27 protein-coding genes and 1 pseudogene are annotated in these 25,853 nt (G+C 62.8%); 16 read left to right on the forward strand and 12 right to left on the reverse strand.

The features are described from left to right. Positions 1-68: 68 nt before the first annotated feature. Positions 69-617 (forward strand): RNA polymerase factor sigma-70, encoded by a 549-nt coding sequence (locus H0I86_RS21310; protein WP_009050074.1) that lies wholly within the window; start codon positions 69-71, stop codon positions 615-617. 56 nt (positions 618-673) lie between these two features. Here the strand turns inward: H0I86_RS21310 and H0I86_RS21315 are convergent, their stop codons facing one another. The 3 genes from H0I86_RS21315 to H0I86_RS21325 all read right to left on the reverse strand — a co-directional run bounded on the left by H0I86_RS21315 (position 674) and on the right by H0I86_RS21325 (position 2,705). Then, positions 674-1,111, reverse strand: coding sequence for a pyoverdine biosynthesis protein (locus H0I86_RS21315; RefSeq protein ID WP_180922086.1), 438 nt, complete (start codon positions 1,109-1,111; stop codon positions 674-676). A 71-nt stretch (positions 1,112-1,182) separates the two neighbouring features. After that, the gene (locus H0I86_RS21320; protein WP_180922087.1) at positions 1,183-1,974 is read right to left on the reverse strand and encodes a substrate-binding periplasmic protein; all 792 of its coding nucleotides are present in this window, start codon (positions 1,972-1,974) and stop codon (positions 1,183-1,185) included. Between the two features lie 107 nt (positions 1,975-2,081). Continuing rightward, positions 2,082-2,705 carry a TetR/AcrR family transcriptional regulator gene (locus tag H0I86_RS21325; protein WP_180922088.1) on the reverse strand — a complete coding sequence of 208 codons (624 nt, stop codon included), beginning with the start codon at positions 2,703-2,705 and terminating at the stop codon, positions 2,082-2,084. Between the two features lie 210 nt (positions 2,706-2,915). Here H0I86_RS21325 and H0I86_RS21330 point away from each other — a divergent pair, with 210 nt between their 5' ends. The 8 genes from H0I86_RS21330 (at position 2,916) to ppnP (ending at position 12,298) form a co-directional block, all read left to right on the forward strand. Further along, positions 2,916-4,706, forward strand: coding sequence for an acyclic terpene utilization AtuA family protein (locus tag H0I86_RS21330; RefSeq protein WP_180922089.1), 1,791 nt, complete (start codon positions 2,916-2,918; stop codon positions 4,704-4,706). Positions 4,707-4,718: 12 nt separating this feature from the next. Continuing rightward, positions 4,719-5,588, forward strand: coding sequence for an SDR family oxidoreductase (locus H0I86_RS21335; RefSeq protein WP_180922090.1), 870 nt, complete (start codon positions 4,719-4,721; stop codon positions 5,586-5,588). Positions 5,589-5,591: 3 nt separating this feature from the next. After that, on the forward strand, positions 5,592-7,208 hold the full coding sequence (atuC, locus tag H0I86_RS21340; protein WP_180922091.1) for a geranyl-CoA carboxylase subunit beta: 1,617 nt from the start codon (positions 5,592-5,594) through the stop codon (positions 7,206-7,208). A gap of 155 nt (positions 7,209-7,363) precedes the next feature. Continuing rightward, the gene (gene atuD, locus H0I86_RS21345; protein WP_180922092.1) at positions 7,364-8,521 is read left to right on the forward strand and encodes a citronellyl-CoA dehydrogenase; all 1,158 of its coding nucleotides are present in this window, start codon (positions 7,364-7,366) and stop codon (positions 8,519-8,521) included. After that, positions 8,518-9,354: an enoyl-CoA hydratase/isomerase family protein gene (locus H0I86_RS21350; protein WP_180922093.1), complete on the forward strand. Its 837-nt coding sequence runs from the start codon at positions 8,518-8,520 to the stop codon at positions 9,352-9,354. The genes atuD and H0I86_RS21350 overlap by 4 nt, the downstream gene beginning before the upstream one ends. Positions 9,355-9,357: 3 nt before the next feature. After that, the gene (locus H0I86_RS21355; RefSeq protein WP_180922094.1) at positions 9,358-11,319 is read left to right on the forward strand and encodes an acetyl/propionyl/methylcrotonyl-CoA carboxylase subunit alpha; all 1,962 of its coding nucleotides are present in this window, start codon (positions 9,358-9,360) and stop codon (positions 11,317-11,319) included. Positions 11,320-11,388: 69 nt separating this feature from the next. Then, on the forward strand, positions 11,389-11,931 hold the full coding sequence (locus tag H0I86_RS21360; protein ID WP_180922095.1) for a 3'-5' exonuclease: 543 nt from the start codon (positions 11,389-11,391) through the stop codon (positions 11,929-11,931). Between the two features lie 82 nt (positions 11,932-12,013). Next, positions 12,014-12,298: a pyrimidine/purine nucleoside phosphorylase gene (gene ppnP, locus H0I86_RS21365; RefSeq protein WP_007930001.1), complete on the forward strand. Its 285-nt coding sequence runs from the start codon at positions 12,014-12,016 to the stop codon at positions 12,296-12,298. Positions 12,299-12,383: 85 nt separating this feature from the next. Here ppnP and H0I86_RS21370 read toward each other — a convergent pair whose 3' ends face one another. After that, complete coding sequence (locus H0I86_RS21370) at positions 12,384-13,187, reverse strand: MOSC domain-containing protein (protein ID WP_180922096.1); 804 nt, start codon at positions 13,185-13,187, stop codon at positions 12,384-12,386. A gap of 99 nt (positions 13,188-13,286) precedes the next feature. Continuing rightward, on the reverse strand, positions 13,287-14,222 hold the full coding sequence (locus H0I86_RS21375) for a chemotaxis protein CheV (protein ID WP_180922097.1): 936 nt from the start codon (positions 14,220-14,222) through the stop codon (positions 13,287-13,289). Positions 14,223-14,761: 539 nt separating this feature from the next. On the opposite strand from H0I86_RS21375, the gene H0I86_RS21380 reads away from it, so the two are divergent. The 3 genes from H0I86_RS21380 to H0I86_RS21390 all read left to right on the forward strand — a co-directional run bounded on the left by H0I86_RS21380 (position 14,762) and on the right by H0I86_RS21390 (position 17,282). Beyond that, positions 14,762-15,229, forward strand: a complete 468-nt coding sequence (locus tag H0I86_RS21380) for a hypothetical protein (protein ID WP_180922098.1) — start codon at positions 14,762-14,764, stop codon at positions 15,227-15,229. Positions 15,230-15,732: 503 nt separating this feature from the next. Continuing rightward, positions 15,733-16,626, forward strand: coding sequence for a sensor histidine kinase (locus H0I86_RS21385; protein WP_180925889.1), 894 nt, complete (start codon positions 15,733-15,735; stop codon positions 16,624-16,626). Next, positions 16,623-17,282, forward strand: a complete 660-nt coding sequence (locus tag H0I86_RS21390) for a response regulator (RefSeq protein WP_180922099.1) — start codon at positions 16,623-16,625, stop codon at positions 17,280-17,282. Before H0I86_RS21385 ends, H0I86_RS21390 begins: the two co-directional genes overlap by 4 nt. On the opposite strand, the gene yegS is transcribed toward H0I86_RS21390, so the two are convergent. Next, complete coding sequence (gene yegS, locus H0I86_RS21395) at positions 17,279-18,181, reverse strand: lipid kinase YegS (protein ID WP_180922100.1); 903 nt, start codon at positions 18,179-18,181, stop codon at positions 17,279-17,281. The genes H0I86_RS21390 and yegS overlap by 4 nt on opposite strands. 224 nt (positions 18,182-18,405) lie before the next feature. Here yegS and H0I86_RS21400 point away from each other — a divergent pair, with 224 nt between their 5' ends. Next, a complete protein-coding gene (locus H0I86_RS21400; protein ID WP_180922101.1) occupies positions 18,406-18,669 on the forward strand; it encodes a hypothetical protein in 264 nt (87 codons plus the stop codon). 58 nt (positions 18,670-18,727) lie between these two features. Here the strand turns inward: H0I86_RS21400 and H0I86_RS21405 are convergent, their stop codons facing one another. After that, positions 18,728-19,954 carry a molybdopterin molybdotransferase MoeA gene (locus H0I86_RS21405; protein ID WP_180922102.1) on the reverse strand — a complete coding sequence of 409 codons (1,227 nt, stop codon included), beginning with the start codon at positions 19,952-19,954 and terminating at the stop codon, positions 18,728-18,730. Continuing rightward, positions 19,938-20,477 carry a molybdenum cofactor biosynthesis protein B gene (moaB, locus tag H0I86_RS21410; protein ID WP_007923271.1) on the reverse strand — a complete coding sequence of 180 codons (540 nt, stop codon included), beginning with the start codon at positions 20,475-20,477 and terminating at the stop codon, positions 19,938-19,940. Before moaB ends, H0I86_RS21405 begins: the two co-directional genes overlap by 17 nt. A 79-nt stretch (positions 20,478-20,556) precedes the next feature. On the opposite strand from moaB, the pseudogene mobA reads away from it, so the two are divergent. Further along, positions 20,557-21,148: pseudogene (gene mobA / locus H0I86_RS21415) on the forward strand (molybdenum cofactor guanylyltransferase MobA). Positions 21,149-21,219: 71 nt separating this feature from the next. Beyond that, positions 21,220-21,441 (forward strand): YgdI/YgdR family lipoprotein, encoded by a 222-nt coding sequence (locus H0I86_RS21420; RefSeq protein ID WP_007923269.1) that lies wholly within the window; start codon positions 21,220-21,222, stop codon positions 21,439-21,441. Positions 21,442-21,522: 81 nt separating this feature from the next. On the opposite strand, the gene H0I86_RS21425 is transcribed toward H0I86_RS21420, so the two are convergent. From H0I86_RS21425 to H0I86_RS21440, 4 genes are all read right to left on the reverse strand, one after another. Further along, positions 21,523-22,413, reverse strand: coding sequence for a pseudouridine synthase (locus tag H0I86_RS21425; protein ID WP_180922103.1), 891 nt, complete (start codon positions 22,411-22,413; stop codon positions 21,523-21,525). An 88-nt stretch (positions 22,414-22,501) separates the two neighbouring features. Continuing rightward, positions 22,502-22,822, reverse strand: a complete 321-nt coding sequence (locus tag H0I86_RS21430; protein WP_180925890.1) for a transcriptional regulator — start codon at positions 22,820-22,822, stop codon at positions 22,502-22,504. Between the two features lie 56 nt (positions 22,823-22,878). After that, positions 22,879-23,307 carry a S24 family peptidase gene (locus H0I86_RS21435; RefSeq protein WP_180922104.1) on the reverse strand — a complete coding sequence of 143 codons (429 nt, stop codon included), beginning with the start codon at positions 23,305-23,307 and terminating at the stop codon, positions 22,879-22,881. Between the two features lie 112 nt (positions 23,308-23,419). After that, positions 23,420-23,656 (reverse strand): glutaredoxin family protein, encoded by a 237-nt coding sequence (locus H0I86_RS21440; protein WP_180922105.1) that lies wholly within the window; start codon positions 23,654-23,656, stop codon positions 23,420-23,422. Between the two features lie 216 nt (positions 23,657-23,872). Here H0I86_RS21440 and H0I86_RS21445 point away from each other — a divergent pair, with 216 nt between their 5' ends. Beyond that, a complete protein-coding gene (locus H0I86_RS21445; protein ID WP_180922106.1) occupies positions 23,873-25,831 on the forward strand; it encodes a monovalent cation:proton antiporter family protein in 1,959 nt (652 codons plus the stop codon). Positions 25,832-25,853: the final 22 nt, after the last annotated feature.

Genomic DNA, 25,853 nt, shown 5'->3' on the forward strand with positions numbered 1-25,853 from the left:
GCTCGATGTGTAAGACGAATCTGAAACTTCTGTCGTCCTACTAACCCTTTTGCAGCAAGGTGATTTCCATGACGGAACAAGTATCCACAAGCAGGTGCGATTCACCGCTACTCCAGGCCTTTGTCGACAACCGCCTGATCCTGGTCAAAATCGCGGCGCGAATTACCGGCTGCCGCTCCCGCGCCGAAGACGTGGTGCAGGACGCTTTTTTCCGGCTGCAATCGGCGCCGCAGATCACCTCGTCGTTCAAGGCGCAGTTGAGCTACCTGTTCCAGATCGTGCGCAACCTGGCGATCGACCACTATCGCAAGCAGGCGCTGGAGCAGAAGTATTCGGGCACTGAAGAAGAGGGCTTGAATGTGGTGGTGCAGGGAGCGTCGCCGGAAACCTCACACATCAATTTCTCGACCCTGGAACACATTGCCGATGCGCTGACGGAACTGCCGAGCCGCACCCGCTACGCGTTCGAGATGTATCGCCTGCATGGCGTGCCGCAAAAGGACATCGCCAAGGAACTCGGGGTCTCGCCGACGCTGGTGAATTTCATGATTCGCGATGCGCTGGTGCACTGCCGCAAAGTCTCGGGCAGCCGCGCCGACACCTACGCCCGTCACTGATCCGCGCTGCCCGCTACTCCCGCACCTGATCGCGATAGCCACCGTCCGCCACGGCGCTACCGCGAGCAGGAACGCTCCCGCCCGATCTTCTCGACCACCTGATGCCGTTCGACACCACGCCCCTGCGCCAGAATCAGCAGGGCGGCACGCTTGTGCGAAAAATCGAAAGCCCTCCCACAATGCAGGCAGCGCTCCTGCTGCTCGAGCCTTTGACCAGCGTCCTCGGCCAGCCGCTCGCTCGGCCCGTGGTCGAGGCATAACGAATGCACCAGGGTCGACAACCAACCGGCCATCCACTCCTCACGCCATCCCTCTTGCCCACGCAAGGCTTGCAGCACCTCGCTGCCCGCCGGTGGCAGCGGCGCGCCAGGCCCGCGGCTGGCACCGCTGGTTTCAATGCCGGCGAGCCGCAGCGGTTGCAGGCCAGCGGCATCGGCGACGCAACGGCAGGTATCGGCAACGGCCACAGCGGACAGCGTATCGAGAGAGGACATGGCACAGGCTCAGCGTCATCAGTGTTCAACCAAGTGACGTGAGCCGTACGGAGAAATTTAGCCAGGCGGCTTCACTTGGCCGGAGGCATGACCGCGATGCGGTAGGGATCGAAGATCTTCAGCATTTCACCGCCGTCGCGCAGGCGCCCCAGCAACTTGGCGAAGTCTTCGCCCGTGATCGGCGCCATGGGGCGAATCAGGGCGTAGTGATGGTAGACCTGATCGATTCGCTCGGAGGCTATCAGTTGCTGCGCCGTATCGAGATTATGCGAGAGGAAATCGCTGAGGTAGGAACGGGTCACCAGCGCCACGTCGGCACGGCCGCGCAGCACCATCAGCAGGTTGCTGTCGTGGGAATAGGTCAGGGTCGCGTTGTAGGTGTCGGCCAGGTACTTGGGGTCGGCATTGAAGTTGGCGAACGCGTAGTGGTAACCGCTGAACAGGGCCAGGCGCTTGCCCTTGAGGTCGGTGAAATAGTCCTGGCCGCGTCCCGGTTCGCGCTGGGCGACGAAGATTTCCGCGTCTTCCAGGCCCATGTCGACGCTGGTGTGGGGAATGTTCTGCCAGCCCCAGGCCGGGTTCTCGAAAATCGCCATGTCGACGCGGCCTTGCTCGAAATCGCGAAAACGCCGGGGAATCGAGGTCGGCACCAGTACGAATTGGTAATCGCTTTGCAGCGCGTTCAAGGCGTCCACCAGTTGCGGCAGCAACCCGGTGTCGGCGCCCTGCTCGGGCCGCACGGTATAAGGAGGAAAATGCGCCGCCCCCACTCGCACCAACTGCGCAGCGCAGGCCGGAAAAACCGTCAGGGTGGCCAGGCCCCACACCAGCACTCGCAAAGCCGTCCGCATTGGCGAAGACATCAAGGCAACTCACCTCAAGAAAAAGAGACAGGGCAGTGCCATTAAAGCTAGGCGGTTTCCCTCGCTTCGACAACTTTCCACTGAATAATTAATTACTTGCAGGAAACCTATGGCTCCTTGAGCACCAGGGTCAGCGCTTCCTCGGCCAGTTGTTCGAGACTCATGCTGCCCTCGGCGCGAAACCAGGTGGTGGTCCAGGACAGGGCCCCGGTGAGAAAACGCCGGGTAATGAACACATCGCCCTTGATAAAGCCGGCCTCCTTGGCCTCGCCCAGCACCTGCAGCCAGATCTGCTCATAAATGTCGCGCAGCGCCAGGACGTCGGCCTGGCCCTGCGCCGACAACGAGCGCCATTCGTAGACCAGCACCGCCATCGCCTCGCCGCTGCCGCCCATGATCGATTGCAGTTCGCAACGGATCAGCGCCAGCACCCGCTCGCGCACGCTGCCGGCTTCGGCCAGTTCGGCGCGCATCAGGGCGGTGTTGTAGTGGATGGTTTCCTCCATCACCGCGCGCAGGATGTCGTCCTTGCTCTTGAAGTGATGAAAGATGCTGCCGGACTGGATGCCCACCGCGCTGGCCAGGTCGCGCACCGTGGTGCGTTCGTAGCCTTTGTTGCGAAACAGGTGAGCCGCGGTTTGCAGCAGCTTGCCGCGGGCGCTGTCCGGATCGGTCAGTTGCCCGTTGGCGACCAGTTGGCGCATCACCAGCAAGGCTTTTTGCTCGTCCACGGCCTCTCTCCTACATTCGCTCGATCGTTATGCGGCGCAGCCCGCTGAAACAGGGAGCTTGCGCGCGCAATTTAAGCCCGCGGGGACGACCAAGCAAGCGCTTGGGAATAAGATATTTCCGACGTTTACAAACCAAGCGCTTGCTTGGTAGTCTCGATCCAGTTCTGTCATCGCGCCTTTTATCGAGTCTTTTATCGAGAGCCCCCTGCCATGACCAAGACCCTCCGTATCGGCTGCGCCAGTGCCTTCTGGGGCGACACCTCGAGCGCCGCCGCGCAACTGGTGCAGGGCGGCCGCCTGGATTACCTGGTGTTCGACTACCTGGCCGAGATCACCATGTCGATCATGGCCGGCGCCCGGATCAAGGATCCCACTGCCGGCTACGCCACGGATTTCGTCGAGGTCTTGAGCCCGCTGCTGGGCGAGATCGCCCGGCAAAACATCCGGGTCATCAGCAACGCCGGCGGGGTCAACCCGCAGGCCTGCGCTGCGGCCCTGCAAGCGGCCTGCGACCAGGCCGGCGTGGCCCTGAAAATCGCCGTGCTGCTGGGCGACGACCTGCAACCCCGCTTCAAGCAACTGAGCGGCAGCGGCATTCATGAAATGTTCAGCGGCGCGCCTCTGCCGCCGATGTGCGTGTCCACCAACGCCTACCTCGGCGCCCCCGGGATAGTCGAAGCCCTGAAGCTGGGCGCCGATATCGTCATCACCGGCCGCGGGGTCGACAGCGCGGTGGTCAGCGCCGCGCTGGTGCATGAGTTCGGCTGGTCCTGGCACGACTACGACAAACTGGCCCAGGCCGCCCTCGCCGGACACATCATCGAATGCGGCGCGCAATGCACCGGTGGCAACTTCACCGACTGGCGCGACGTGCCGGACTACGAACACATCGGCTTTCCCATAGTCGAGGTCGGCGCCGACGGCCAGTTCGTGGTCAGCAAGCCCGAAGGCTCCGGCGGCCTGGTCACGCCGCTGACCGTCGGCGAACAACTGTTATATGAGATCGGCGACCCAAGGGCCTATCTGCTGCCCGACGTGGTCTGCGACTTCACCCAGGTCAAGCTGCGCCAACAGGGCAAGAATGCGGTCAGCGTGCATGGCGCCAAGGGCCTGCCGCCGACCGGCCAATACAAGGTCAGCGCCACCTACCCGGACGGTTTCCGTTGCACCGCCAGTTGCCTGATCGCCGGCATCGACGCGGTGGCCAAGGCGCGCCGGGTCAGCCAGGCGATCATCGACAAGACCGCGGAAATGTTCAGCCAGCGCGGCTGGGCCCCCTACAGCGAAGTCAATATCGAACTGCTCGGCAGCGAAGCCACCTATGGCCCCCACGGCCAGCGCCAGGACAGCCGCGAAGTGGTGATCAAGCTCGCCGTGCGCCATCCGGACAAACGCGCGCTGGTGCTGTTTTCCCGGGAGATCGCCCAGGCCGCCACGGGCATGGCCCCGGGCCTGACCGGCATCGTCGGCGGCAGGCCCACGGTCTATCCGCTGATCCGCCTATTCTCGTTCCTGATCGACAAGCGCACCTGCACCCTGGACGTCGAGATGGCCGGCCAGCGCCACCGGGTCGAGTTGCCCGAGCTCGACAGCCTCGACTCCAGCGCCCTGCCCGCGCCCCATGCCGTGGCCAGCCCCGTGGGCCGCGCCGATGCCAGCGTGGCATTGGTCAAGCTGGCGGTGGCGCGCTCCGGAGACAAGGGCAACCACAGCAATATCGGGGTCATGGCCCGCGCGCCCGAGTACCTGCCGTGGATCGCCGAAGCCTTGACCCCCGCAGTCGTGGTGGACTGGATGAGCCATGTGCTGGACCCGATCCATGGCCGGGTCCAGCGCTGGTACCTGCCGGGCAGCCACAGCCTGAATTTCCTGCTGGAGAACGCCCTCGGTGGCGGCGGTGTCGCCAGCCTGCGCATCGATCCGCAAGGCAAGGCCTTCGCCCAGCAGTTGCTGGAAATCCAGATCCCGGTGCCGCTGAGCATCGCTGACGCCGTTAATTAGGGGACGCCTATCGTGGCTTACGACTCGATTTTCAAACCCGACCTGTTCGCCGGCCAGACCATAGTCGTCACCGGTGGCGGCAGCGGCATCGGGCGCTGCACCGCCCACGAACTGGCGGCCCTTGGCGCCCGCGTGCTGCTGGTAGGACGCAAGGCGGACAAGCTGCACAAGGTGGCCGCGGAGATTGCCGAAGACGGCGGCCAGGCCAGCGGGCATGCCTGCGATATCCGGGACGAGGAAGCGGTCAAGACCCTGGTCAGTGAACTGATCCGTGACCACGGGCCGCTGCATGGCCTGGTCAACAATGCCGGCGGGCAGTACCCCTCGCCCCTGGCCTCGATCAACCAGAAAGGTTTTGAAACCGTGCTGCGTACCAACCTGGTGGGCGGCTTTCTCATGGCCCGGGAAGTCTTCAACCAGTCCATGAGCAAGCACGGCGGCAGCATCGTCAACATGCTCGCCGACATGTGGGGCGGCATGCCCGGCATGGGCCATTCCGGCGCCGCGCGCTCGGGGATGGACAACTTCACCAAGACCGCCGCATTCGAATGGGGCCATGCCGGGGTGCGGGTCAATGCCGTGGCGCCGGGCTGGATCGCTTCCAGCGGCATGGACACCTACGAAGGCGCATTCAAGGCGGTGATCCCGACCTTGCGCGAACACGTGCCGCTCAAGCGCATCGGCACCGAGTCGGAGGTCAGCGCCGCCATCGTCTTCCTGCTCAGCCCGGCGGCCGCCTTCATCAGCGGCAGCACCTTGCGCATCGACGGTGCCGCCAGCCTCGGCAGCCGCGCCTGGCCGCTGCACAAGGCCTCCCATAGCCAGTCCTACAACGGCTTCCACCGCGCTTATCTGCCCGACGTGCTCAAGGACCAGGAGTAAGCCATGCCGGTCATCCAGTCCCAACTCGACCCTCACAGCCCGCCGTTCCTGCAGAACCGCGAAGCGATGCTGGCCGGCCTGGCGCAGATCCGCCAACTGGAACAGAACCTGCTGGCCAAGGCCGCCGAGGCCAAGGCGAAATTCGAAAAGCGCGGGCAACTGCTGCCCCGCGAACGCCTCAACCTGCTGCTGGACCCCGGCGCGCCCTTTCTCGAACTGGCGAGCCTGGCCGGCTACAAGCTGCATGACGACAAGGACGGCAGCCAGGCCGGTGGCGGGCTGATCGCCGGCATCGGCTACGTCAGCGGCGTGCGGGTGCTGGTGGTGGCCAACAACAGTGCGATCAAGGGCGGCACCATCTCCCCCAGCGGCCTGAAAAAATCCCTGCGCCTGCAACAGATCGCCATGGAAAACAAACTGCCGGTGGTGACCCTGGCCGAAAGTGGTGGCGCCAACCTCAATTACGCAGCAGAGATCTTCGTCGAAGGCGCGCGCAGTTTCGCCAACCAGGCGCGCATGTCGGCCATGGGCCTGCCGCAGATCACCGTGGTGCACGGCTCGGCCACCGCCGGCGGCGCCTACCAGCCGGGGCTGTCGGATTACGTGGTGGTGGTGCGCGGCAAGGCCAAGCTGTTTCTCGCCGGCCCGCCCCTGCTCAAGGCTGCCACTGGTGAGGTGGCCACCGATGAAGAACTGGGCGGCGCCGAGATGCATGCACAGGTGGCCGGCACCGCCGAATACCTGGCGGAAAACGACGGCGACGGCGTGCGCATCGTGCGGGAAATTCTCGGCGCCCTGCCGTGGAATGCCCGGCTGCCGCTGCAGCCTCCGCGCGCTTATGCGGAACCGCTGTACCCGATCGACGAACTGCTGGGGCTGATTCCCGACGACCCGAAAAAACCTTATGACGCCCGGGAAATCGTCGCGCGCATCGCCGACGGTTCGAACTTCCTCGAATTCAAGGGCGAGTTCGACCAGCAGACCCTCTGCGGCCATTTGCAGATCCAGGGGCGCCCTTGCGGTTTTATCGGCAATAACGGGCCGATCACCCCGAAAGGCGCGAGCAAGGCCGCGCAGTTCATTCAGTTGTGCGACCAGAGCCGCACCCCGCTGCTGTTTTTCCACAACACTACCGGCTTCATGGTCGGCACCGAGTCGGAGCAGCAAGGCGTGATCAAGCACGGTTCCAAGCTTATCCAGGCGGTGGCCAATGCCCGGGTGCCGAAGCTGACGATCGTGGTCGGCGGCTCCTACGGCGCCGGCAACTACGCCATGTGCGGCCGCGGCCTGGATCCGCGCTTCATCTTCGCCTGGCCCAACAGCCGCACCGCGGTGATGGGCGGCGCCCAGGCCGGCAAGGTGCTGCGCATCGTCACCGAGGCCAAGCACGCCAAGCAGGGCCAGGCGGCCGATCCGCAGATGCTGGATATGCTGGAACAGGTCACCGCGCAGAAACTCGACAGCCAGTCCACGGCCTTGTATGGCAGCGCCAACCTGTGGGACGACGGACTGATCGACCCACGGGATACCCGCACCCTGCTGGGTTATCTGCTGGATATCTGCCACGAGGCGCAGGTGCGTCAGCTACAGCCCAATAGCTTCGGTGTCGCGAGGTTCTGACCTGTAGCCGCTGCCGCAGGCTGCGATAAAGCCCGAAGGGCCTTCGAGGACCTCAAGGGCACGCCCCCTGCGGGGCCGATCGCAGCCTGCGGCAGCGGTTACAGCGGCAACACGGTTCAGGGATTGCGTCACTCAACTTGAGGAGAACAATAAAAATGATCTTCACCCAGGAACATGAAGAACTGCGGCGCACGGTGCACAACTTTGTCGAACGCGAGATCAACCCGTACGTCGACGAGTGGGAAAAGGCCGGGCGCTTTCCGATCCACGAGATTTTCCGCAAGGCCGGCGAACTGGGCCTGCTGGGCATCTCCAAGCCGGAGAAGTTCGGCGGCATGGGCCTGGACTACAGCTATTCGATAGTCGCCGCCGAAGAGTTCGGCACCATCCATTGCGGCGGCATCCCGATGGCCATCGGCGTGCAGACCGACATGTGCACCCCGGCCCTGGCGCGCTTCGGCTCCGACGAGCTGCGCGAGGAATTCCTGCGCCCGGCCATCAGCGGGGAAATGGTCGGCTGCATCGGTGTCTCCGAAGTCGGCGCCGGCTCCGACGTGGCCGGGCTCAAGACCAGCGCGCGCAAGGACGGCGACGACTATGTGATCAACGGCAGCAAGATGTGGATCACCAACTCCCCCAGCGCCGACTTCATCTGCCTGCTGGCCAACACCTCGGACGACAAACCCCACGTCAACAAGTCGCTGATCATGGTGCCGATGAACAGCCCCGGCATCAGCCTCAGCCCGCACCTGGACAAGCTCGGCATGCGCAGTTCGGAAACCGCCCAGGTGTTTTTCGACAATGTGCGCGTGCCCCAGCGTAACCGCATCGGCCACGAAGGTGCCGGTTTCATGATGCAGATGCTGCAATTCCAGGAAGAGCGGCTGTTCGGCGCGGCCAACATGATCAAGGGCCTGGAGTACTGCGTCGACAGCACCATCGAGTACTGCAAGGAACGCAAGACCTTCGGCAGCGCGCTGATCGACAACCAGGTGATCCACTTCCGCCTGGCCGAGCTGTCCACCGAAATCGAGTGCCTGCGGGCCCTGGTGTACCAGGCCACCGAACAATACGTGCGGGGCCAGGACGTCACCCGCCTGGCGTCCATGGCCAAGCTCAAGGCCGGGCGCCTGGGCCGCGAAGTCAGCGACAGCTGCCTGCAATACTGGGGCGGCATGGGCTTCATGTGGGACAACCCGGTGGCCCGCGCCTACCGCGACGTGCGCCTGGTCTCGATCGGCGGCGGCGCCGACGAAATCATGCTGGGCATCATCTGCAAACTCATGGGCATCCTGCCGGGGAAAAGAAAATGAGCCGCCTGCCCGCCTGCGAAACCCTGCTGCTGGCGCCCCGCGGTGGCGTCCTGCACATCACCCTCGATCGCCCGGACAGCCGCAATGCCATGAGCCTGCAAATGGTCGCCGAATTGCGCGCGGTGCTGGCGGCGGTACGCGATGATCGCGACATTCGCGCCCTGGTGCTGAGGGGCGCCGGCGGGCAATTCTGCGCCGGTGGCGACCTGAAAGACATGGCCGCTGCCCGCGCCGAGGGCGCCAGCGCCTACCGCGAACTGAACCGGGCATTCGGCACGCTGCTCGAAGAAGCCCAGCACACTCCGCAGGTGCTGATCGTGCTGCTGCAAGGCGCGGTGCTGGGCGGCGGCTTCGGCCTGGCCTGTGTCAGCGATATCGCCATCGCCGATCATCAGGCGCAGTTCGGCATGCCGGAAACCAGCCTCGGCCTGCTGCCGGCGCAAATCGCCCCGTTCGTGGTCAAGCGCATCGGCCTGACCCAGGCCCGTCGGCTGGCGCTGACCGCCGCACGCTTTGATGGCAACGAAGCCGCGCGATTGGGCCTGGTGCATTTCGTCGAAGACAGCCCGCAGGCCCTGGCCGAACGCCTCGATGAAGTGCTGGCCCATGTGCTGTGCTGCGCGCCCGAGGCCAACGCCGCGACCAAGGCCCTGTTGCTGGCCAGCGCTGAAGAACCGCTGGCGCCCCTGCTCGATCGCGCGGCGGAACAGTTCGCCGCCGCCGTCACTGGTGCCGAAGGCATCGAGGGGACCATGGCCTTCGTGCAGAAACGCAAACCGGCGTGGGCGTCTGAACCACCTCCCGAGCAGACACCTCCGACTTCAGGAATCTGACCCATGCCCGCCTTCAGCAAAATCCTGATCGCCAACCGTGGCGAAATCGCCTGCCGCATCCAGCGCACCGCCCAAGCCCTGGGTTATCGCACCGTGGCGGTGTTCAGCGACGCCGACGCCGATGCGCTGCATGTGCGGATGGCCGACGAGGCGGTGCACATCGGCCCGGCGGTAGTGCAGCAGTCCTACCTGAACAGCCAGGCAATCCTCGATGCAGCCTTGCGCACAGGCGCCGATGCGCTGCATCCCGGCTACGGCTTTCTGTCGGAGAACGCCGAATTCGCCCGCGCCTGTGAGGCGGCCGGCATCACCTTTATCGGGCCCAGCGCCGAGGCCATCGAACTGATGGGCAGCAAGCGCCTGTCCAAGCTGGCGATGCTCGCGGCGGGAGTGCCCTGCATCGCCGGTTATCAGGGCGCGGAACAGGACGATACGACCCTGCAGCGGCAAGCCGAACGCATCGGCTACCCGCTGATGATCAAGGCCAGCGCCGGTGGCGGCGGACGCGGCATGCGCCTGGTGCAACGGGCCGATGAGTTGCTGGCACAGGTGCGCACCGCTCGCTCTGAGGCGCTACACGCCTTTGGCAGCGACGAGTTGATTCTGGAACAGGCGCTGATCGAACCGCGGCATGTGGAAATCCAGGTGTTCGGCGACCGCCACGGCCAGTTGATCTACCTCGGCGAGCGCGACTGCTCGATCCAGCGCCGCCATCAGAAAGTCGTCGAGGAAGCGCCCTGCCCGGTGATGACCGCCGAACTGCGCCAGGCCATGGGCGAAGCCGCCCTCAAGGCGGGCCGCGCGGTGAACTATGTCGGCGCCGGCACCGTGGAGTTTCTCCTCGATGCGCGAGGGCAGTTCTATTTCCTGGAAATGAACACCCGGCTGCAGGTCGAACACCCGGTCACCGAAATGATCACCGGCCTGGACCTGGTGGCCCTGCAGCTGCAGGTGGCGGCCGGTCAACCGCTGCCGCTGCGCCAGGAGCAGGTCGAACTCAAGGGCCATGCCATCGAAGTGCGGCTGTATGCCGAGGACCCGGCGCAGGGCTTCCTGCCGCAAACCGGGCAGGTACGGCGCTGGGAACCAGCGCTGGGCGCCGATGTGCGCATCGATCACGGCCTGCTGGAAGGCCATAGCATCAGCCCGTTCTATGACCCGATGCTGGGCAAGCTCATCGCCCATGGCGCCACCCGCGAAGAGGCGCGCCGCAAGCTGCTGCGCGCGGTCGAAGACACGGTGCTGACAGGTATGGCGAGCAACCAGAAACTGCTGGCGAACCTGCTTCGCCATCCCGGGTTTGCCAGCGGCGAATTCAGCACCGCCTTTATCGCCGAACATTTCGCCGACGATCCAAGCCAGCATCCCCAGCCGCCAAGCGGCGCCGAACTGGCCCTGGCCGCGGCGCTGCTATATCAGCACGCGGCCCAACACCACGGCGCGGTGCTGGTCGGCTGGCGCAACAACGCCAGTGTGCCGCTGCACTATCGCCTGGGCTCGGGTGAAGCCGTGTGGAACCTTGAACTGAATAACCAGCAAGCCGGAACACTACAGATTCAACACGCCGACGAAGGCTTCGAGGTACAGCTTCTGGAAGCGGATGGCCGCTGGGCCTGCGCGACTATCGACGGTATCCGCCGCCGCTACGCCTATACCCTGGAAGCCGGGCAGCTCTGGCTGTTTACCCGTCCTGGCAGCCTGCACCTTCAAGACCTGAGCCACGCACCGGTCGCCAGCCAGGCCAGCGTCCACAGCGGCATGCTCAAGGCGCCCATGGACGGCGCCATCGTCGACGTACTGGTCAGCGAGGGCGCGACCGTCAGCAAGGGGCAACTGCTGCTGGTGCTGGAAGCGATGAAAATGGAGCATCCGCTGAAGGCCGGGATCGATGGCGTGATCAAGCGGCTGCAGGTCAACCTGGGCGATCAGGTGAAAAAACGCCAGGTTCTGCTGGAGGTGGAATAAGCCGCTAGGCGCAGACGTCGGGTTTGGCTACGCTCAAGCCTCATCGGGATGTTGAAGCTGGAGCCTGTGATGCCCCACTGGTTGGTAATTGATCTGGAAGCCACCACGGACGAAGGAGGCTGGCCGGTGACCGACATGGAAATCATCGAGATCGGCGCCACCCTGGTGAACCGCGAAGGGCGTGAACTGGACCATTTCCAGCGCTTCGTGCGCCCGCTGCGGCGGCCGATGCTGACGCCGTTCTGCCGTGAACTCACCCGCATCACCCAGGCCCAGATCGACGGCGCCCAGCCGTTGAGCGAGGTCTGGCTGCTGTTCGAACGCTGGCTGGGCCAGCACCATGCGCGCCTGGAAGGCTGGGCCAGCTGGGGCGACTACGATCGCAAGCAGTTGCTGCAGGAGTGGCAACGCTCGCAACTGCACAGCGCCCTCGCCCAACTGCCGCACATGAACCTCAAGCAACGCTTCGCCAAGGCCCGCCGCCTCGAACGACCGCTGGGCCTGAACAGCGCGCTGCAACTCGCCGGGCTACAGTTCACCGGCCAGCAGCATCGCGCCCTGGAAGATGCCCGCAATACGGCGCGTTTATTGCCTCTGATTCTTCCCGGCTGATCCGTCTGCGCAACAGGTGACGCATCTGAAGGCCTTGTGCATACTGGCCGGCCTTTTTGACCCCTTTTTTGAGGAATCGCCCATGTTTAAAGTCAACGAGTACTTCGACGGCACCGTCAAGTCGATTGCCTTCGGCACGGCCGAAGGTCCCGCCACCATCGGCGTCATGGCTCCGGGCGAATACGAATTCGGCACCGCTCAACGGGAAATCATGCACGTGGTATCCGGCGCCCTGACCGTCAAGCTACCTGACAGCAACGACTGGGAAACCTTTGCCGCCGGCAGCCAGTTCAACGTACCGGCCAACAGCAAGTTCCAGCTGAAGGTCGCCGTCGACACCGCCTACCTGTGCGAATACCGCGGCTGATCCCTCCCCGGGGACTGATTGCTGGTCATAAAAAATGCCCGTATCTGGCGATACGGGCATTTTTCGTTGCGGCGCCGCCGACTCTTTATTCCAGCACAGTGACCGGCATGCCGACTTCCAGCCGGCCGATGCCATCGTTCACCAGGTTCTGCCCGAACATCGCCCCACCTTCTTGCGCCCGGTACTGCTGCAGCGTAGCCAGCGGTTCACGGTCGGCGCTGCGCTCGCCGGTCTGCGGATCGATGGTGGTGAGGATGCAACGCGCACAAGGCTTGACCACCCGAAACTCGATATCGCCGATGCGGATGCGCTTCCAGCCGTCCTCGGCGAATGCCGGGAAACCTTCGATCACCAGGTTGGGACGAAAACGCAGCATCTCCAGGGGACGGCCGACGCGACTGGACAGATCTTCCCGGGAAGACTCGCCGATCAGCAACAGCGGAAAACCGTCGGCAAAGGCCACCTGATCGTCATCCTTGCCGTAACCGGCCTGAGTGGTGCGCGCACGGTCCAGGGGCACCTGTACCAGGCGGGTCGGCTTGCCAATGAATTCGCTCAGCCAGGCATGGGCCGCCTCGCCTGCATCCGGCACCTGCAGGGTGTCGCGCCAGATGGTCACGCCACGCAACGGGGCATCCGCACCAGGCAGTGGCACGTCGAGAGATGGGTGGCCGGGCGTGCTGAGGGTCAGCCCCCCCTCGGCATTCCACAGCGCCGACAGCTGGCTCATGTGCGGGACCGCGCGCTGGGTCAGGAAGCGTCCGCTGGGTTCATCGACCAGCATCCAGCGTCGATCTCCCTCCAGCCCCAGCCTGTCCAACGCGACCTGTTGCAGGGATTCGCCCTTGCCGGACTTCAAGGGGTATCGATAAAGCGCGCTGAGACGCATGGCCAGCTCCCGGGTGGCAAAAAAAGCAACCTTATACGAGCCGGCCCGCGAATCAAAGAAGCACCTGCGTCGCAGGCATCGCTCCGGCCACTGCTCCCGTCAGGCGGGAACTTCGTCCAGCATCAGGCGCTGGCGCACCACGTCGACCAGTTTGTCCGGCTGGAACTTGGACAGGAAGTTGTCGCAACCGACCTTCTTCACCATCGACTCGTTGAAGCTGCCGGACAGGGAGGTGTGCAACACCACATAAAGGCCGCGCAGACGCGGATCATTGCGGATTTCGGTGGTCAGGCGATAGCCGTCCATTTCCGGCATTTCGGCGTCGGTGAACACCATCAGCAGCTTGTCGGTCATGTCGCCCCCGGTATCGGCCCAGGCCTTGAGCATCTTCAGGGCCTTCAGGCCATCGCTGGCAATGTGCATCTTCACCCCCAGCTGGCCCAGGGTGTCGCGCAATTGCGACAGCGCCACGTTGGAGTCGTCCACCAGCAGCACTTCACGGCCGCGGGCACGCTCAAGCACCGGGTCGTCGAGCTTGTCGCGCGAGACCTTGGCGTTGTACGGGACGATTTCGGCCAGGACCTTTTCCACGTCGATGATCTCGACCAGTTGATCGTCGACCTTGCTGATTGCCGTCAGGTAATGCTGGCGCCCGGCACTGGTCGGCGGTGGCAGGATGGCTTCCCAGTTCATGTTGACGATGCGGTCGACGCCTCCCACCAGGAAGGCCTGCACCGAACGGTTGTACTCGGTGACGATGATGGTGCTGTTGGGACCCGGCACCAGCGGCCGCATGCCGATCGCCTGGGACAGGTCGATGACCGGCAGCGTCTGCCCCCGCAGGTTGACCACGCCACAGACGAACGGATGGCGCTGGGGCATCAGGGTCAGCTTCGGCAATTGCAGGACTTCCTGCACCTTGAACACGTTGATCGCGAACAACTGTCGCCCGGCCAGACGGAACATGAGGATTTCCAGGCGATTCTCACCCACCAGTTGCGTGCGTTGATCTACCGTGTCGAGAATGCCGGCCATGTAATGACTCCTGGGCTTGTTCTGATGAATTCACTAACGCGGGTTATCGGCGCAAATCGCCGAATCTTGACCCGCATACAAAATGCCATGCAAAGGCATTGATGTCACATTAACATCATGCTTTACTGGCTTCGCGATTTCATTCGCACAAGCTCCCGCCGCGACCTCGATTTCAGCACTTGGTTCCCCTCTATAAGGGAATCCCCTATCGGCAATCAGGACTAACCTGATATTCGCAATATCCAATAGCCATTAATGTGACGCCATTCTCATTGCATGAATGGAGTCAGGCTTTTGTTTGTGATCGCAGGAAGATGGGCTGGTGCCCTTTCGAGCCCCCCCACCTCCGCTGTCCAAGCGTGGCCGACACACCGAGCCCGGCAGTCTGTCGCCTGCAGACTAAACACCAGCCCGGCGTTTTCGTCCATTGAGAACCAATCAGATTCGTCCTATATCCCTCGGCATAACTGGCGTAATACCTCACGCCCGCTCACAAACCGGACCATTCCATCATCTGAGGTGGCATCGTGGAGACAAGCATGCTGATCGACGATAAAGAGTGGCACCAGTCACCCGACTTTCTGCTTGAGGCAGAAGCGCTATTGGCCAAGTCGGTTGAATGCCTGAACCATCTCAACCTGATCAAGAACGATCAGGACGCCATCGATTGCATGTTGTCCACTCTGCTCAAACTTGCCGAGAAAACCGACGCGCTGGCGCTGCGCAGCACCGCCGAGTTCTCGCGCCAGGTTCATGCGTTGCTGGATCATTCCCACCCTCATCCGGACATGAACGAGCAGATTCTCGACACCCTCGGGGAGTGCTTCAGCCTGATGGCCTGGCAGCTTGAACTCGTCGATCCGGTGACCGGGCAACTGAACCTCGATGGCAACGAACAGGCCACCCTCATCGAATCCCTCGCCGTGCAAATCGACCCTTTGCCCGCGCCCCTGTCCTGCCAACACAACTCGTTTAAAGTTTTTTCGATCGCCAAGAGAAACGCATAAACCTGTCGTTAATCCCTAACTTCAGCCGTTAGATATGTTGTGACATTGGCCAGCATCATGTCGTTATTCAATATTTCATGCCTGTTAATGACAGAACCAACTAGCGCAACTAAATAAAACCAATCCCGAGACTTCAAATGTCCTGGATTTCGCCTGCCCGTTCGCTCAAGGCGAGATACAGTCACTGTTTCAGGATGGCCAGTTGAAACAAGCAAATCGGTACATACGTCCCAAAAGGCGATATTCCTGACTTTCTGGACATATATAGAAGCGCGACCAACGGTAGCTAAGCTGGTACTATGCCAACCACTAACCGATGTACTTAATGGCACTGTGACTTCAGATTGATCTTGTTACACACCGGATCAGTGCAAGGCTTGCTCCCAACGAATAGACCGCGTTAATTGAAGCCGCATACTCAAACAATACCGTTTTCCAAACCGGGGCCCGTCAGCCGACTTGACCGGTCTCCCCGCAGCGAACATTCATTGGCTCCATCCGCTATGTACGCCAGCCTCAAGTCAACCGCCACCAGGCTTCTTTCTCGAATACACCTGCGCTGGCTCAACCTGTTGCTGTGCTCATGCTCGGCACTTGGAAGCCTGGCCGTCTATTGCCTGTCGACTACCTTTCCCCTCAGCCTGCTGATCCTGAATCTGGCGGCCCTGGCCAGTATCTGGGCCTATTACGGCGATTCGCGCAAATCGATCAAGTTCCAGCCTCAGGAGCTGGCGGACCGTTTGCTGGAAGTCCAGGAAAACGAGCGCCATCGGCTCAGTCGTGAATTGCATGATGATATTGGTCAGTTGTTGACCGCCGCCAAGCTGCAAAGCGAATGGCTCAAGCGTCGCCTGCCCGAAGACCTGCAACAGCATTGCACGACGCTTCAAAGCACATTGGAAGAAACCCTGGCCAAGGTGCGCGATGTATCGGCCATTCTCAATCCCCGGCAATTGGCCAGCCTGGGCCTGGAAGCCAGCCTGCGGGCCCACTTGCTGAAGACCCTGGAAAACACTTCCGTGCACTGGAGCCTGGAATGCAAGCAGCGCCTGGCTGGCATCCCCGAGGAGATGGCGGTGGCCGCCTTTCGCATCACCCAGGAAGCCGTCACCAACATGCTGCGTCACGCCCAGGCGAATAACCTGCTGGTACGCCTGCAACGCCTGCCCGAGGGGCTTTCGCTGTTTATCAGCGACGATGGTCGTGGCTTTTCTCCGGCGGCCAATCCTGGCGCACAAGGACAACGCGGCATGGCGGGCATGTCGGAAAGAATCGCGCAACTGGGTGGCACCCTGAAGGTTTCCAGCCAGCCCGACCAGGGCACACAAATCGAAGCGCTCTTCCCCTGGGCGCCTCGCGCACTCGAACGGGCCAGTACGAATAAGGTTTTACATTGACCTGCAATTTACTTCTGGTGGATGACCACTCGCTCATCAGGGCTGGCGTGCGTGCCCTGGTCATGGACATTCCTGGCTATGCCGTGATCGGCGAAGCCAACGATGGCGCACAAGTATTGGAAATGGTCGAGAGGCTGTCGCCAGACATTATCCTGCTGGATATTTCCATGAAGGATATCGGCGGCCTTGAGGCCCTGAAGAAGCTCAAGGTGGTGCATCCGCAGAGCAAAGTACTGATTCTCTCGATGCACACCGATCCGGCGCTGATCATGCAGGCCCTGGAGTCCGGGGCTCATGGCTATCTGCTCAAGGACACCACCGCCAACGAGCTCGAGCACGCGCTCGACGCCTTGCGCAACAACGAGCGTTACCTCAGCCCGGCCATTGCCCACACGGTGATCAACCAGGCGCTGATCCGCGTGCAGAAACCCCATCCAGAACCCGTTGAAACCCATAACCTGACCGCACGCCAGCTGGAGATCCTGCGCCTGATCGTTCGCGGTAAATCGACCCGGGAAATCGCTCACGGGCTGGGCCTGAGCATCAAGACCGTGGAAACCCACCGCTCGCAGATCATGAAACGCCTACAGATCTATGACGTAGCCGGCCTGGTGCTGTTTGCCGTCCGCGAACAGATCATCAGCCTCGACGATTAAGGCGCCGAGGTTCCCAACAGCGGGGAGTCTTCCGGCAAATGCACCCGCAATGCCCCTGGGAGCGCGCGAAAACGCAGGTTTTCGCCTTGCAGGGGCTCACCGTCAAGATTGATATCCAGCCCCTCGGACACCTTGATTTCCACCCAGGGCAGGCGCGTACGCACAAACAGATTGTCGATCCCCCAGCCGCCGGCCAGCAGGTCCTTCAAGGTGCCCACCAATTCCTGGGGGGCCGGCAGGATACTGACATCCAGCAACCCGTCATCGGCCATCGCCTCAGGGCACAGCAGATGACCCCCACCGGCCTGGCGCCCGTTGCCGATCCCCAGGGCCAGCAGCTCGCCGCGCCAATGGAAATCCGGCCCCTGCAGCTCGCCGTAGGCCGCATGCAGCTCATTGAAGCGGGACAAACCGGTGAACAGATAGGCGGCGCCCCCCAGGATCTTTTTCAGGTCCTCGGAGGTATTGGCCGTCACCTGACTGCCGAACCCACCCGTGGCCATGTTGAGAAATACCTGGCCACCGACCTCGCCAAGGTCGATCGTCCGTGCCGGTACATCGAGCAGGTTCAGTGCCTCATGGGGCAGCAAAGACACGCCGGCCGCCCGCGCGAAATCATTGGCCGTCCCCAGCGGCAGCAACACTAGACTGGCATCGTTGGCCTGCGCCACCATGGCCTCGGCGATATCACGCAAGGTGCCATCACCGCCTCCCGCGATCAGGCGCGTATAACCGACCGCAAGGGCTTCATTCACCAGGCGCTGGGCATCGCCCGCTTCCCAGGTCAGGCGGACCGCCAGCTCCCAACCCTCTTCGCGCTTGCGCTCGACAGCCTCGCGGACCTCTTCGTTGAGGGCCTGCTTGCCGTGCAATATCAGCATCGCCTTGCGTTCGCTCATTGCTCATCACTCCTGTCATTCGAGGGCCATTGAAGGATGTTGACCCTCGTCCCATGAGAAAAAGTCCGACCGGAATGTAATCAATTTGTCCCCATCAGGCCCTCTGCTGGCTGACCGGTAACTTTTCTGACCGCAGATTGAGAATCACCTGAATTGACCCGAAACGGACAATCGGAGAATGTTCATGACAGGCGAACGACGCCTCAAACAGGGAAGCAAAACACATGGATGACAAGAAATGCTTTGAACGCTCGAACTCCGCCCTCAATCGGCTGGAAGGGAGCATCCTGCTCAGTACAGGCAAACACCCGGAACTGAGTGCCCATCAAGTACATGCCCATGACCGCGAGCATAAACCCGACAGCAAGCTTCACGCCTTGCTCAAGAAGCTCGCGTGGGTATTGGCCTATGCCGGTTTTCTATCGGCACTGTTGTCCTGGGGCCTGAACAGCCGTTTTGGCTTGCTGATCCTTCTACTGCTGCGTTGACAGGCAGGGCTCTGGAGGATGGACCCGGCCCTGCCGACCAGGTCCGCCTCCCCTGAAGTCAGCCCAGGACTTCACTCAATGGAATGAAGTTGACCCAATCGCCCTCGACCAGCATTCGCTCTTCCAGCACCTCGACCAGCCCCTCGGCCCAGGCGGCACTGTGCAAGACCCCGGAACTCTGGTTCCGGTAGATGATTGCCCTGCCCTGCTCCAGGCGCCCACGCAGATACTCTCGTCGGTTCCCCGGTTTCGGCCAGGCAAACCCGGCTGGAACCTGGAACTGCAAGGGTTGCAGCGCCGTCACTCCCTGGCGCCGCAAAATATAGGGGCGGGCCAGCAAGGCAAAGGTCACCAGCGTCGAGGCCGGGTTACCGGGCAGGCCGATTACTGGCACACCGCGAAAATGCCCGAAGGTCAACGGCTTGCCAGGCTTGATCGCCAGCTTCCAGAGGGCCAGTTCACCCTCTTCTCTTAAGGCGATGCCCAGGAAATCCGCCTCGCCCACCGATACGCCGCCGGTGGACAGAATCAGATCCACATCCGCCAGCTCGGCAAGACGACGCCGGGTCGTTGGCAGGTCGTCCGGCAGGATTCCGCCGTCGATCACCTCGCAGCCCAGACGCTGCAACCAGCTGCACAGCAAGACCCGGTTGCTGTTGTAGATCTGCCCGGGACCGAGCGCCTGCCCGGGTTCTACCAACTCGTCGCCAGTGGAGAGCACGGCGACCCGCACGCGGCGCACCACATCCAGCTCCGCGCAACCCAGGGATGCAGCCAGCCCCAGCTCGATCGGCCCCAACTGCGTTCCGGCCACCAGCACACACTCGCCAACCGTGGTTTCCTGGCCTTGCGGACGAATGTTCTGCCCCGCGCCGAGAGGCTCGGTAAAAGCCACCCGCCCATCGGGCTGGACCTGGGCGTTCTCCTGCATTTCCACGCAGTCGGCTCCCGCCGGGACCGGCGCCCCGGTGAAGATGCGTGCGCAGGTGCCAGGGGCCAAAGGCTCAGGGGCCTGGCCGGCGAAGATGCGCTGGCTGACCACCAAGGGCTCGCCCTTCCAGTCCGAGGCACGCAAGGCGTAACCGTCCATGGCGCTGTTGGGCCAGGGCGGAAGATCCAGGGTGGAAATCAAGTCGTAGGCCAATACCCGGCCTTGAGCGGCCGCCAGTGGCAGCCGTTCGCGTTCGAGAATGGGGGTAGCCTCGGCCATCTCCAGCAACCGGGCCAATGCGACCTCGACCGGCATCAAGGCACCGGTCTTGCCCGGCTTACCCACGGGATTCACAAGGTGCTGCCTGTTTCAGGTGGGTGACGAAGTTGCACGGCCGGTGCCGCGAATCCAGCTGCTCGGCGAGGATGCCGTCCCAACCGGTACGCACCGCATTGGTCGAACCCGGCAGGCAGCAGACCAGCGTGCCGTTGGCCAGGCCGGCCAAGGCTCGGGACTGCACGGTGGAAGTGCCAATGTCGGCCACCGAGATCTGGCGGAACAACTCGCCAAATCCGTCGACCTGTTTGTCGAGCAGGCAAGACACGGCTTCAGGAGTGCTGTCGCGGCCGGTAAAACCGGTGCCGCCGGTGATCAGCACCACCTGGACCAGATCGTCGGCGATCCAGGTCGCCACTTGTGCGCGAATCTTGTAGAGATCGTCCTTGAGCAGGACGCGCGCGGCCAGGTTATGGCCAGCAGCGCTCAGACGATCGACGAAGACCTGGCCGGATGTATCGGTCTCCAGGGTCCGGGTATCACTGACAGTCAGCACCGCAATGTTCAGGGGTGCAAAAGGTACATCAGCCTTGGCTTTCATAGGCTCGATCCAGTTGTAGGAGAAACAGCCCGGTGTTATATCACAGCGCTCTCTTTGACCGCCCCTGTGGAGACGTGCCATGACCCAGCGCGCAGATTTGCCGCCCTGCTCCATTCTGCTCCTGGCCGGTGGACGCGGCCAACAAGGGGTTGATCGAGTGGCAGGGCCGGCCATTGATCGCCCACCTGCATCGACTGACCCGCAGCCTGAGCGATGACCTGATCATTTCCTGCAACCGCAATCGGCAACAGTACGCGCCTTATGCCGATCAACTGGTGCAGGACGAAAGCAACGATTTCCCCGGGCCGCTGGCAGGTATTCGTGCCGGACTGGCGGTCGCCCGGCATGCCCGACTGCTGGTGTTGCCCTGCGACGTACCGCGCATCGACGTGCAACTGATCGACGCCATGCGACAAAGTGCCGCCCTGCATCCGGACAAACCACTGATGCTTCGCCATGGCGAGCACTGGGAACCCTTGCTGTGTATCATTCCGCGCGCCCTGCTCGGCACCTTCGAGGGTGCCTGGCAGAACGGTGAACGCAGCCCCGGACGTACCATGCGCGGGCTGGATGCTCAGGCCCTGCAATGTCCGGCAAACGATCCCCGATTGGCTAATCTGAATACACCAGCGCTGTTAAGCCAGCAGCACGGCGTGTCAGAATGCCCTTAACTCAAGGAACTTGCAGGCGTTGTATACGTCTCAAGCACAGCAACTAAAAGTATTCATCTCGGAGACACATAATGATTCAGCGGACTCTCGCCACTCTCATGCTCGCACTGGGCCTTGCCACTCTCGCCGGTTGCGCATCGCCTACTGTGATCACCCTGAATGACGGTCGCGAAATCCAGGCCGTCGATACGCCGAAATACGATGAGGATTCCGGCTTCTACGAGTTCGAACAACTGGACGGCAAACAAACCCGTATCAACAAGGATCAGGTTCGTACGGTAAAAGAGCTGTAATCCATAGCGTTACAGCCTTGAACGATAAAGCCCGCTTTCGCGGGCTTTATCGTTTCTGGCAGCGGCAAGCAGTTACCGGGATTACCACTGCAAGGTGATCCGGCTCTCGAACTCGCGCTCCTCCCCGGTCAACGGGTCGGTAAAACGCAGCCCCTGGGCCAGCAGCTTGAGCGGCTTGGCGTAATCGTCCTCCACATCCTTGAGCGCATCGGGATAGAACGGGTCGTTGCAGATCGCCGCCCCCAGCGCACTCATGTGCACCCGCAACTGATGCTTTTTGCCAGTCACCGGATACAGCCCATAACGCCAGAGGTCACCGTTCTTTTCCCGGACCTCCAGCGCCGTTTCCGTATTAGGAATGCCAGGCCCTTCCTGCATGCGGAAAAAGGGCTCGCCATCGACCAGACGACTTTTATGCACCCGTGGGAACTCGAGACCGGGCAAGGCCGGGGCTATGGCCTCGTAGCACTTGTCGATCCTGCGGGTCGGAAACAGCGCCTGATAAGCCGAGCGGCTTTGCGGATTGGCCGAAAACAGCACCAGGCCCGCCGTATGCCGATCGATGCGATGCAGAGGCACCAGGTGGGGATTGTCCAGGCTGCGGATCAGGCGGCGCAGCAAGGTTTGCTCGACATATTCCCCCGCCGGGGTGACCGGCAGGAAATGCGGCTTGTCCGCCACCACCAGATGCTCATCGACGTAGAGGATCGACTCCTGCACCGGGATGACCTTTTCGTCGGGCACTTCGCGGAAATAATGAATGCGCAGGCCTTCGCGGTACGCCAGGTCGATGCTGATCGGCAAACCTTGTCCATCGAGCACCCGGCCACGGACGATCCGGCTCAGCCACTGCTCGCGACTGATGGTGCTGAAATGATCACACAGGCAGTCCAGCACGGTTGGCCATGAACCCGGGGGCAGGTACAGGGTGCTGGCCTGATGCTGTGCGGCGGAAAAAGGTACGGAGGACATACAAAAGCTCGAGCGGACAATGCAGAGCGGCATTATCCAACATGGGTCCCGGGGAACCTAGGAGAGTTTCCCCCTTCGGGACCAACGACTAGGCGCGGGCCACGCCGGCTTGCGCGGCGGCATCGGTGAACTCCTTCAACCAGCGCAGCACATCGACCGCCTCCCAGCGGGCCGGGTCATACAACGCATACAACAAACCCTGATACCCCACCACGTCCAGTTGCCGGTGATAACCCGCACGCTGGAACAGGGCTTCGATTTCCGCGAAGCAGGTATTGAAATGCAGCTTGTTGAACGGCGTCTTGCCTTCCGTGACCAGGCCGTCCAGGCGCAGTTCGAGTACCGCTTCGCGCACTATATCGGCGGACATGCGATTCACACTGCTCTTCAATTGTTCGACATTGACCATCATCAGTCCTTCTACCCTCTCATTCATCCACTGAGCACACGCCCTGCGCATCGATATCAGCCACGGCCGACGTAACTGACCACCCACAGCACCACGCCCCAGATTTGCGCCGAGTCCCGAGCGTCCAGGGGGATCGATGCAATCGAAGGTCGCGCCGCCTTGAGCAGCAGCCCTCCCTTGGGGTCGGGAGCCAGCAGGCGCACGCCATAGGCGTCTTCACCATCGAGATGGGCCACCACGTATTGATCCACCGCCGGGGCCGCCGAACGATCGACGATCAGCCGGTCGCCGGGATAGATACCGAAGCCCAGCAGGCTGTCGTCATCCACCAGCACCGCGCGGATCTGCGGGGCTCCGAGGCCCACGGTGCGATCCAGCGAAAAACCGCCTTCGAACTGGAGCCCGGCAGCAAACCCGCTGTGCTCCGCATGTTCGGGCGACAGGTGTTGCAAACGCTCGGCGCGGGCGAGGATTGTGAGAGACATGACGAACCATCCCGATAACTGTACGCATGTACAGTAACCGAATAATCGGGATCTCGCCAAGGGATTGCAGCGAAGGCGACAAACGGAAAGGGCCGTGCCAGCGACAGCCGGCTCAGCGCAGGAAGGCCACCACCTGCTCGACATCGAACGGCCAGCCCAGCTCGGCGCCGTTGTCCACCCGGCGCAGGACCGGGATACGCAGGCCATACGCCTCGAACAGGGTTTCGTTTTCCGCGATATCCACCAGCTCGACCATCAGCCCGTGCTCCACCAGCGGCATCAACTCCGCCTCGGCGAGTTCGCACAGGTGGCAGCCCAGGGTGCCGAACAGCTGACATTCAGGAGGCATGACATACAGACCGAAAAGAGACAGGCGCTTATTCTAGTTCCGCGGGAAAAAGCCGTCGACCGATGAACGCAGCGCCCTGCGGCCAGTAGCGGTCATCGTCGGGCATTCTGCCAAAGAGCTGATGCAGGTCAGCGCCGCCAACTTCCGGTTGAGCGATCCTCGCGGCTTTTTTTGCCTCTACGCTCTGTCATTACAACCCGCCGCCCGGAGATGTCTGTGTTCGCCAATCTGTTGATCATCCTTGCTTCATCCCTGGTGGTGATCGCCCTGTTCCGCCGCCTGCGCCTGCCGCCCGTGCTGGGCTACCTGTGCGTGGGCCTGCTGGTGGGGCCGACCGCCTTCGGCTGGGTCAACGACAACGAAAACCTGCCTGACCTGGCGGAACTGGGGGTGGTGTTCCTGCTGTTTTCCCTGGGGCTGGAGTTTTCCGTATCGAAAATGCTGGCCCTGCGCCAGGTGGTATTCGGCCTGGGCAGCCTGCAAGTACTGTGCAGCGGCGCCATCCTCGGCGGCCTGCTGATCCTCGCCGGCGTGCCGTCGATCCCGGCGCTGCTGCTCGGCGCGGGCCTGGCGCTGTCCTCCACCGCCATCGTCAGCAAGGAGCTGGGCAGCCTCGGGGAAATCTTCAGCAGCCACGGGCAGAATGCGATCGGCGTGTTGCTGTTCCAGGACGTGGTGGCCGTGCTGTTGCTGACCCTGGTGCCAGTATTCGCCGGCAATACCGAACAGGCCTGGTACTGGGCCCTGCCCCTGACCCTGGGCAAGACCGCCCTGCTGTTCATCGGCCTGGCGCTGGCCAGCCGCTGGCTGCTGCCACGGCTGTTCCATGAGGTGGCCGCCTCCCATTCCGCCGAGCTGTTCGTGCTGCTGGCCCTGGTCATCGTCCTGCTGACCGCCTGGCTGACCCACCTGCTCGGCCTGTCCCCTGCCCTTGGCGCGTTCCTCGCCGGCATGCTGCTGGGGGAAAGCCGTTACCGACACCAGATCGAGGCCGATATCCGGCCGTTCCGCGACATTCTGCTGGGGCTGTTTTTCGTCAGTATCGGCATGCTGATCGACCTGCGACTGTTCGCCAGCCATGCCCTGCTGATCCTCGGCCTGACCCTGGTCCTGATGCTGATCAAGGGCGCCGTGGTGGCGCTGTTGCTCAAGCTGCGCGGCAGCGACGGCGAGACGGCCTGGCGCAGTGGCCTGGCCCTGGCCCAGGGTGGCGAGTTCTGTTTTGCGCTGATGGCGCAGATGCAGCAGAGCCACTTGATGCCGGCCGAGCTGAGCGGCCTGCTGCTGGCCGCGACCTTCTGTTCGATGCTGCTGACCCCCTTGCTGCTGCGCGCCGCCCCGGGCATTGCCGCGCGCCTGCACCGCAAGCCGAACCAGGAGGCCCACCTGGAAGAAATCAGCGCCCTCAACGCCGGCCTGCAGGAACACGTGGTGATCTGTGGATATGGCCGTGTCGGCCAGTCGATCGGCCGCTTCCTGCGCCGCGAACAGCAGCGTTTCATTGCCCTGGACGACGACCCGGTGCGGGTCCAGGAAGCTGCGGCCGGCGAAAGCTGCGTGCATTACGGCGACTCCCGCCGCGCCGAGCTGCTGGCGGCGGTCGGCCTCGAACGCGCGCGGCTGCTGGTGATTGCCGTGGACAAGACCGACATCGCCCTCAACGTGCTGAAAAGCGCGCGCCGGATCAACAGCGAAGTGCCGATCCTGGTACGCACCCGTGACGACAGCCAACTGGCCGAACTGAAAGCCGCCGGCGCCAGCGAAGTGGTACCGGAGCTGCTGGAGTCGAGCCTGATGCTGGCGTCCCATGCGCTGGTGATGCTCGGGCTGCCGGAACACCAGGTACAGGTCAAGGTCGATGAGGTCCGCCACAACCGCTATCGCCTGCTGCATGGCTTCTACCATGGCGCGCAGACCGACCTGCTGGACAATCGCGGCCAGCCGCGGGTGCTGATGCATGCGGTCAATCTCGGCAGCGCGGCCCACGCCTGCGACCTGGCCCTGGGCGAGCTGGCGCTGGAGCAGTTGGGCGTGGATGTGCAAGGCGTGCAGCGCGATGGCCGCGACCTGGAGCTGGCCGCCAGCACCTTGCTGCAAGCCGGCGATACGGTGTTGATGTCCGGCCCGCTGGCGGCCATCGAAGCGTCGGAGGCGCGCCTGCTCGGCGGCCAATGATCAGCGGCAGGCAGCCCAGGCT

It is taken from the genome of Pseudomonas chlororaphis subsp. aurantiaca (genome assembly GCF_013466605.1).
Taxonomy (GTDB): Bacteria; Pseudomonadota; Gammaproteobacteria; order Pseudomonadales; family Pseudomonadaceae; genus Aquipseudomonas; species Aquipseudomonas chlororaphis_I.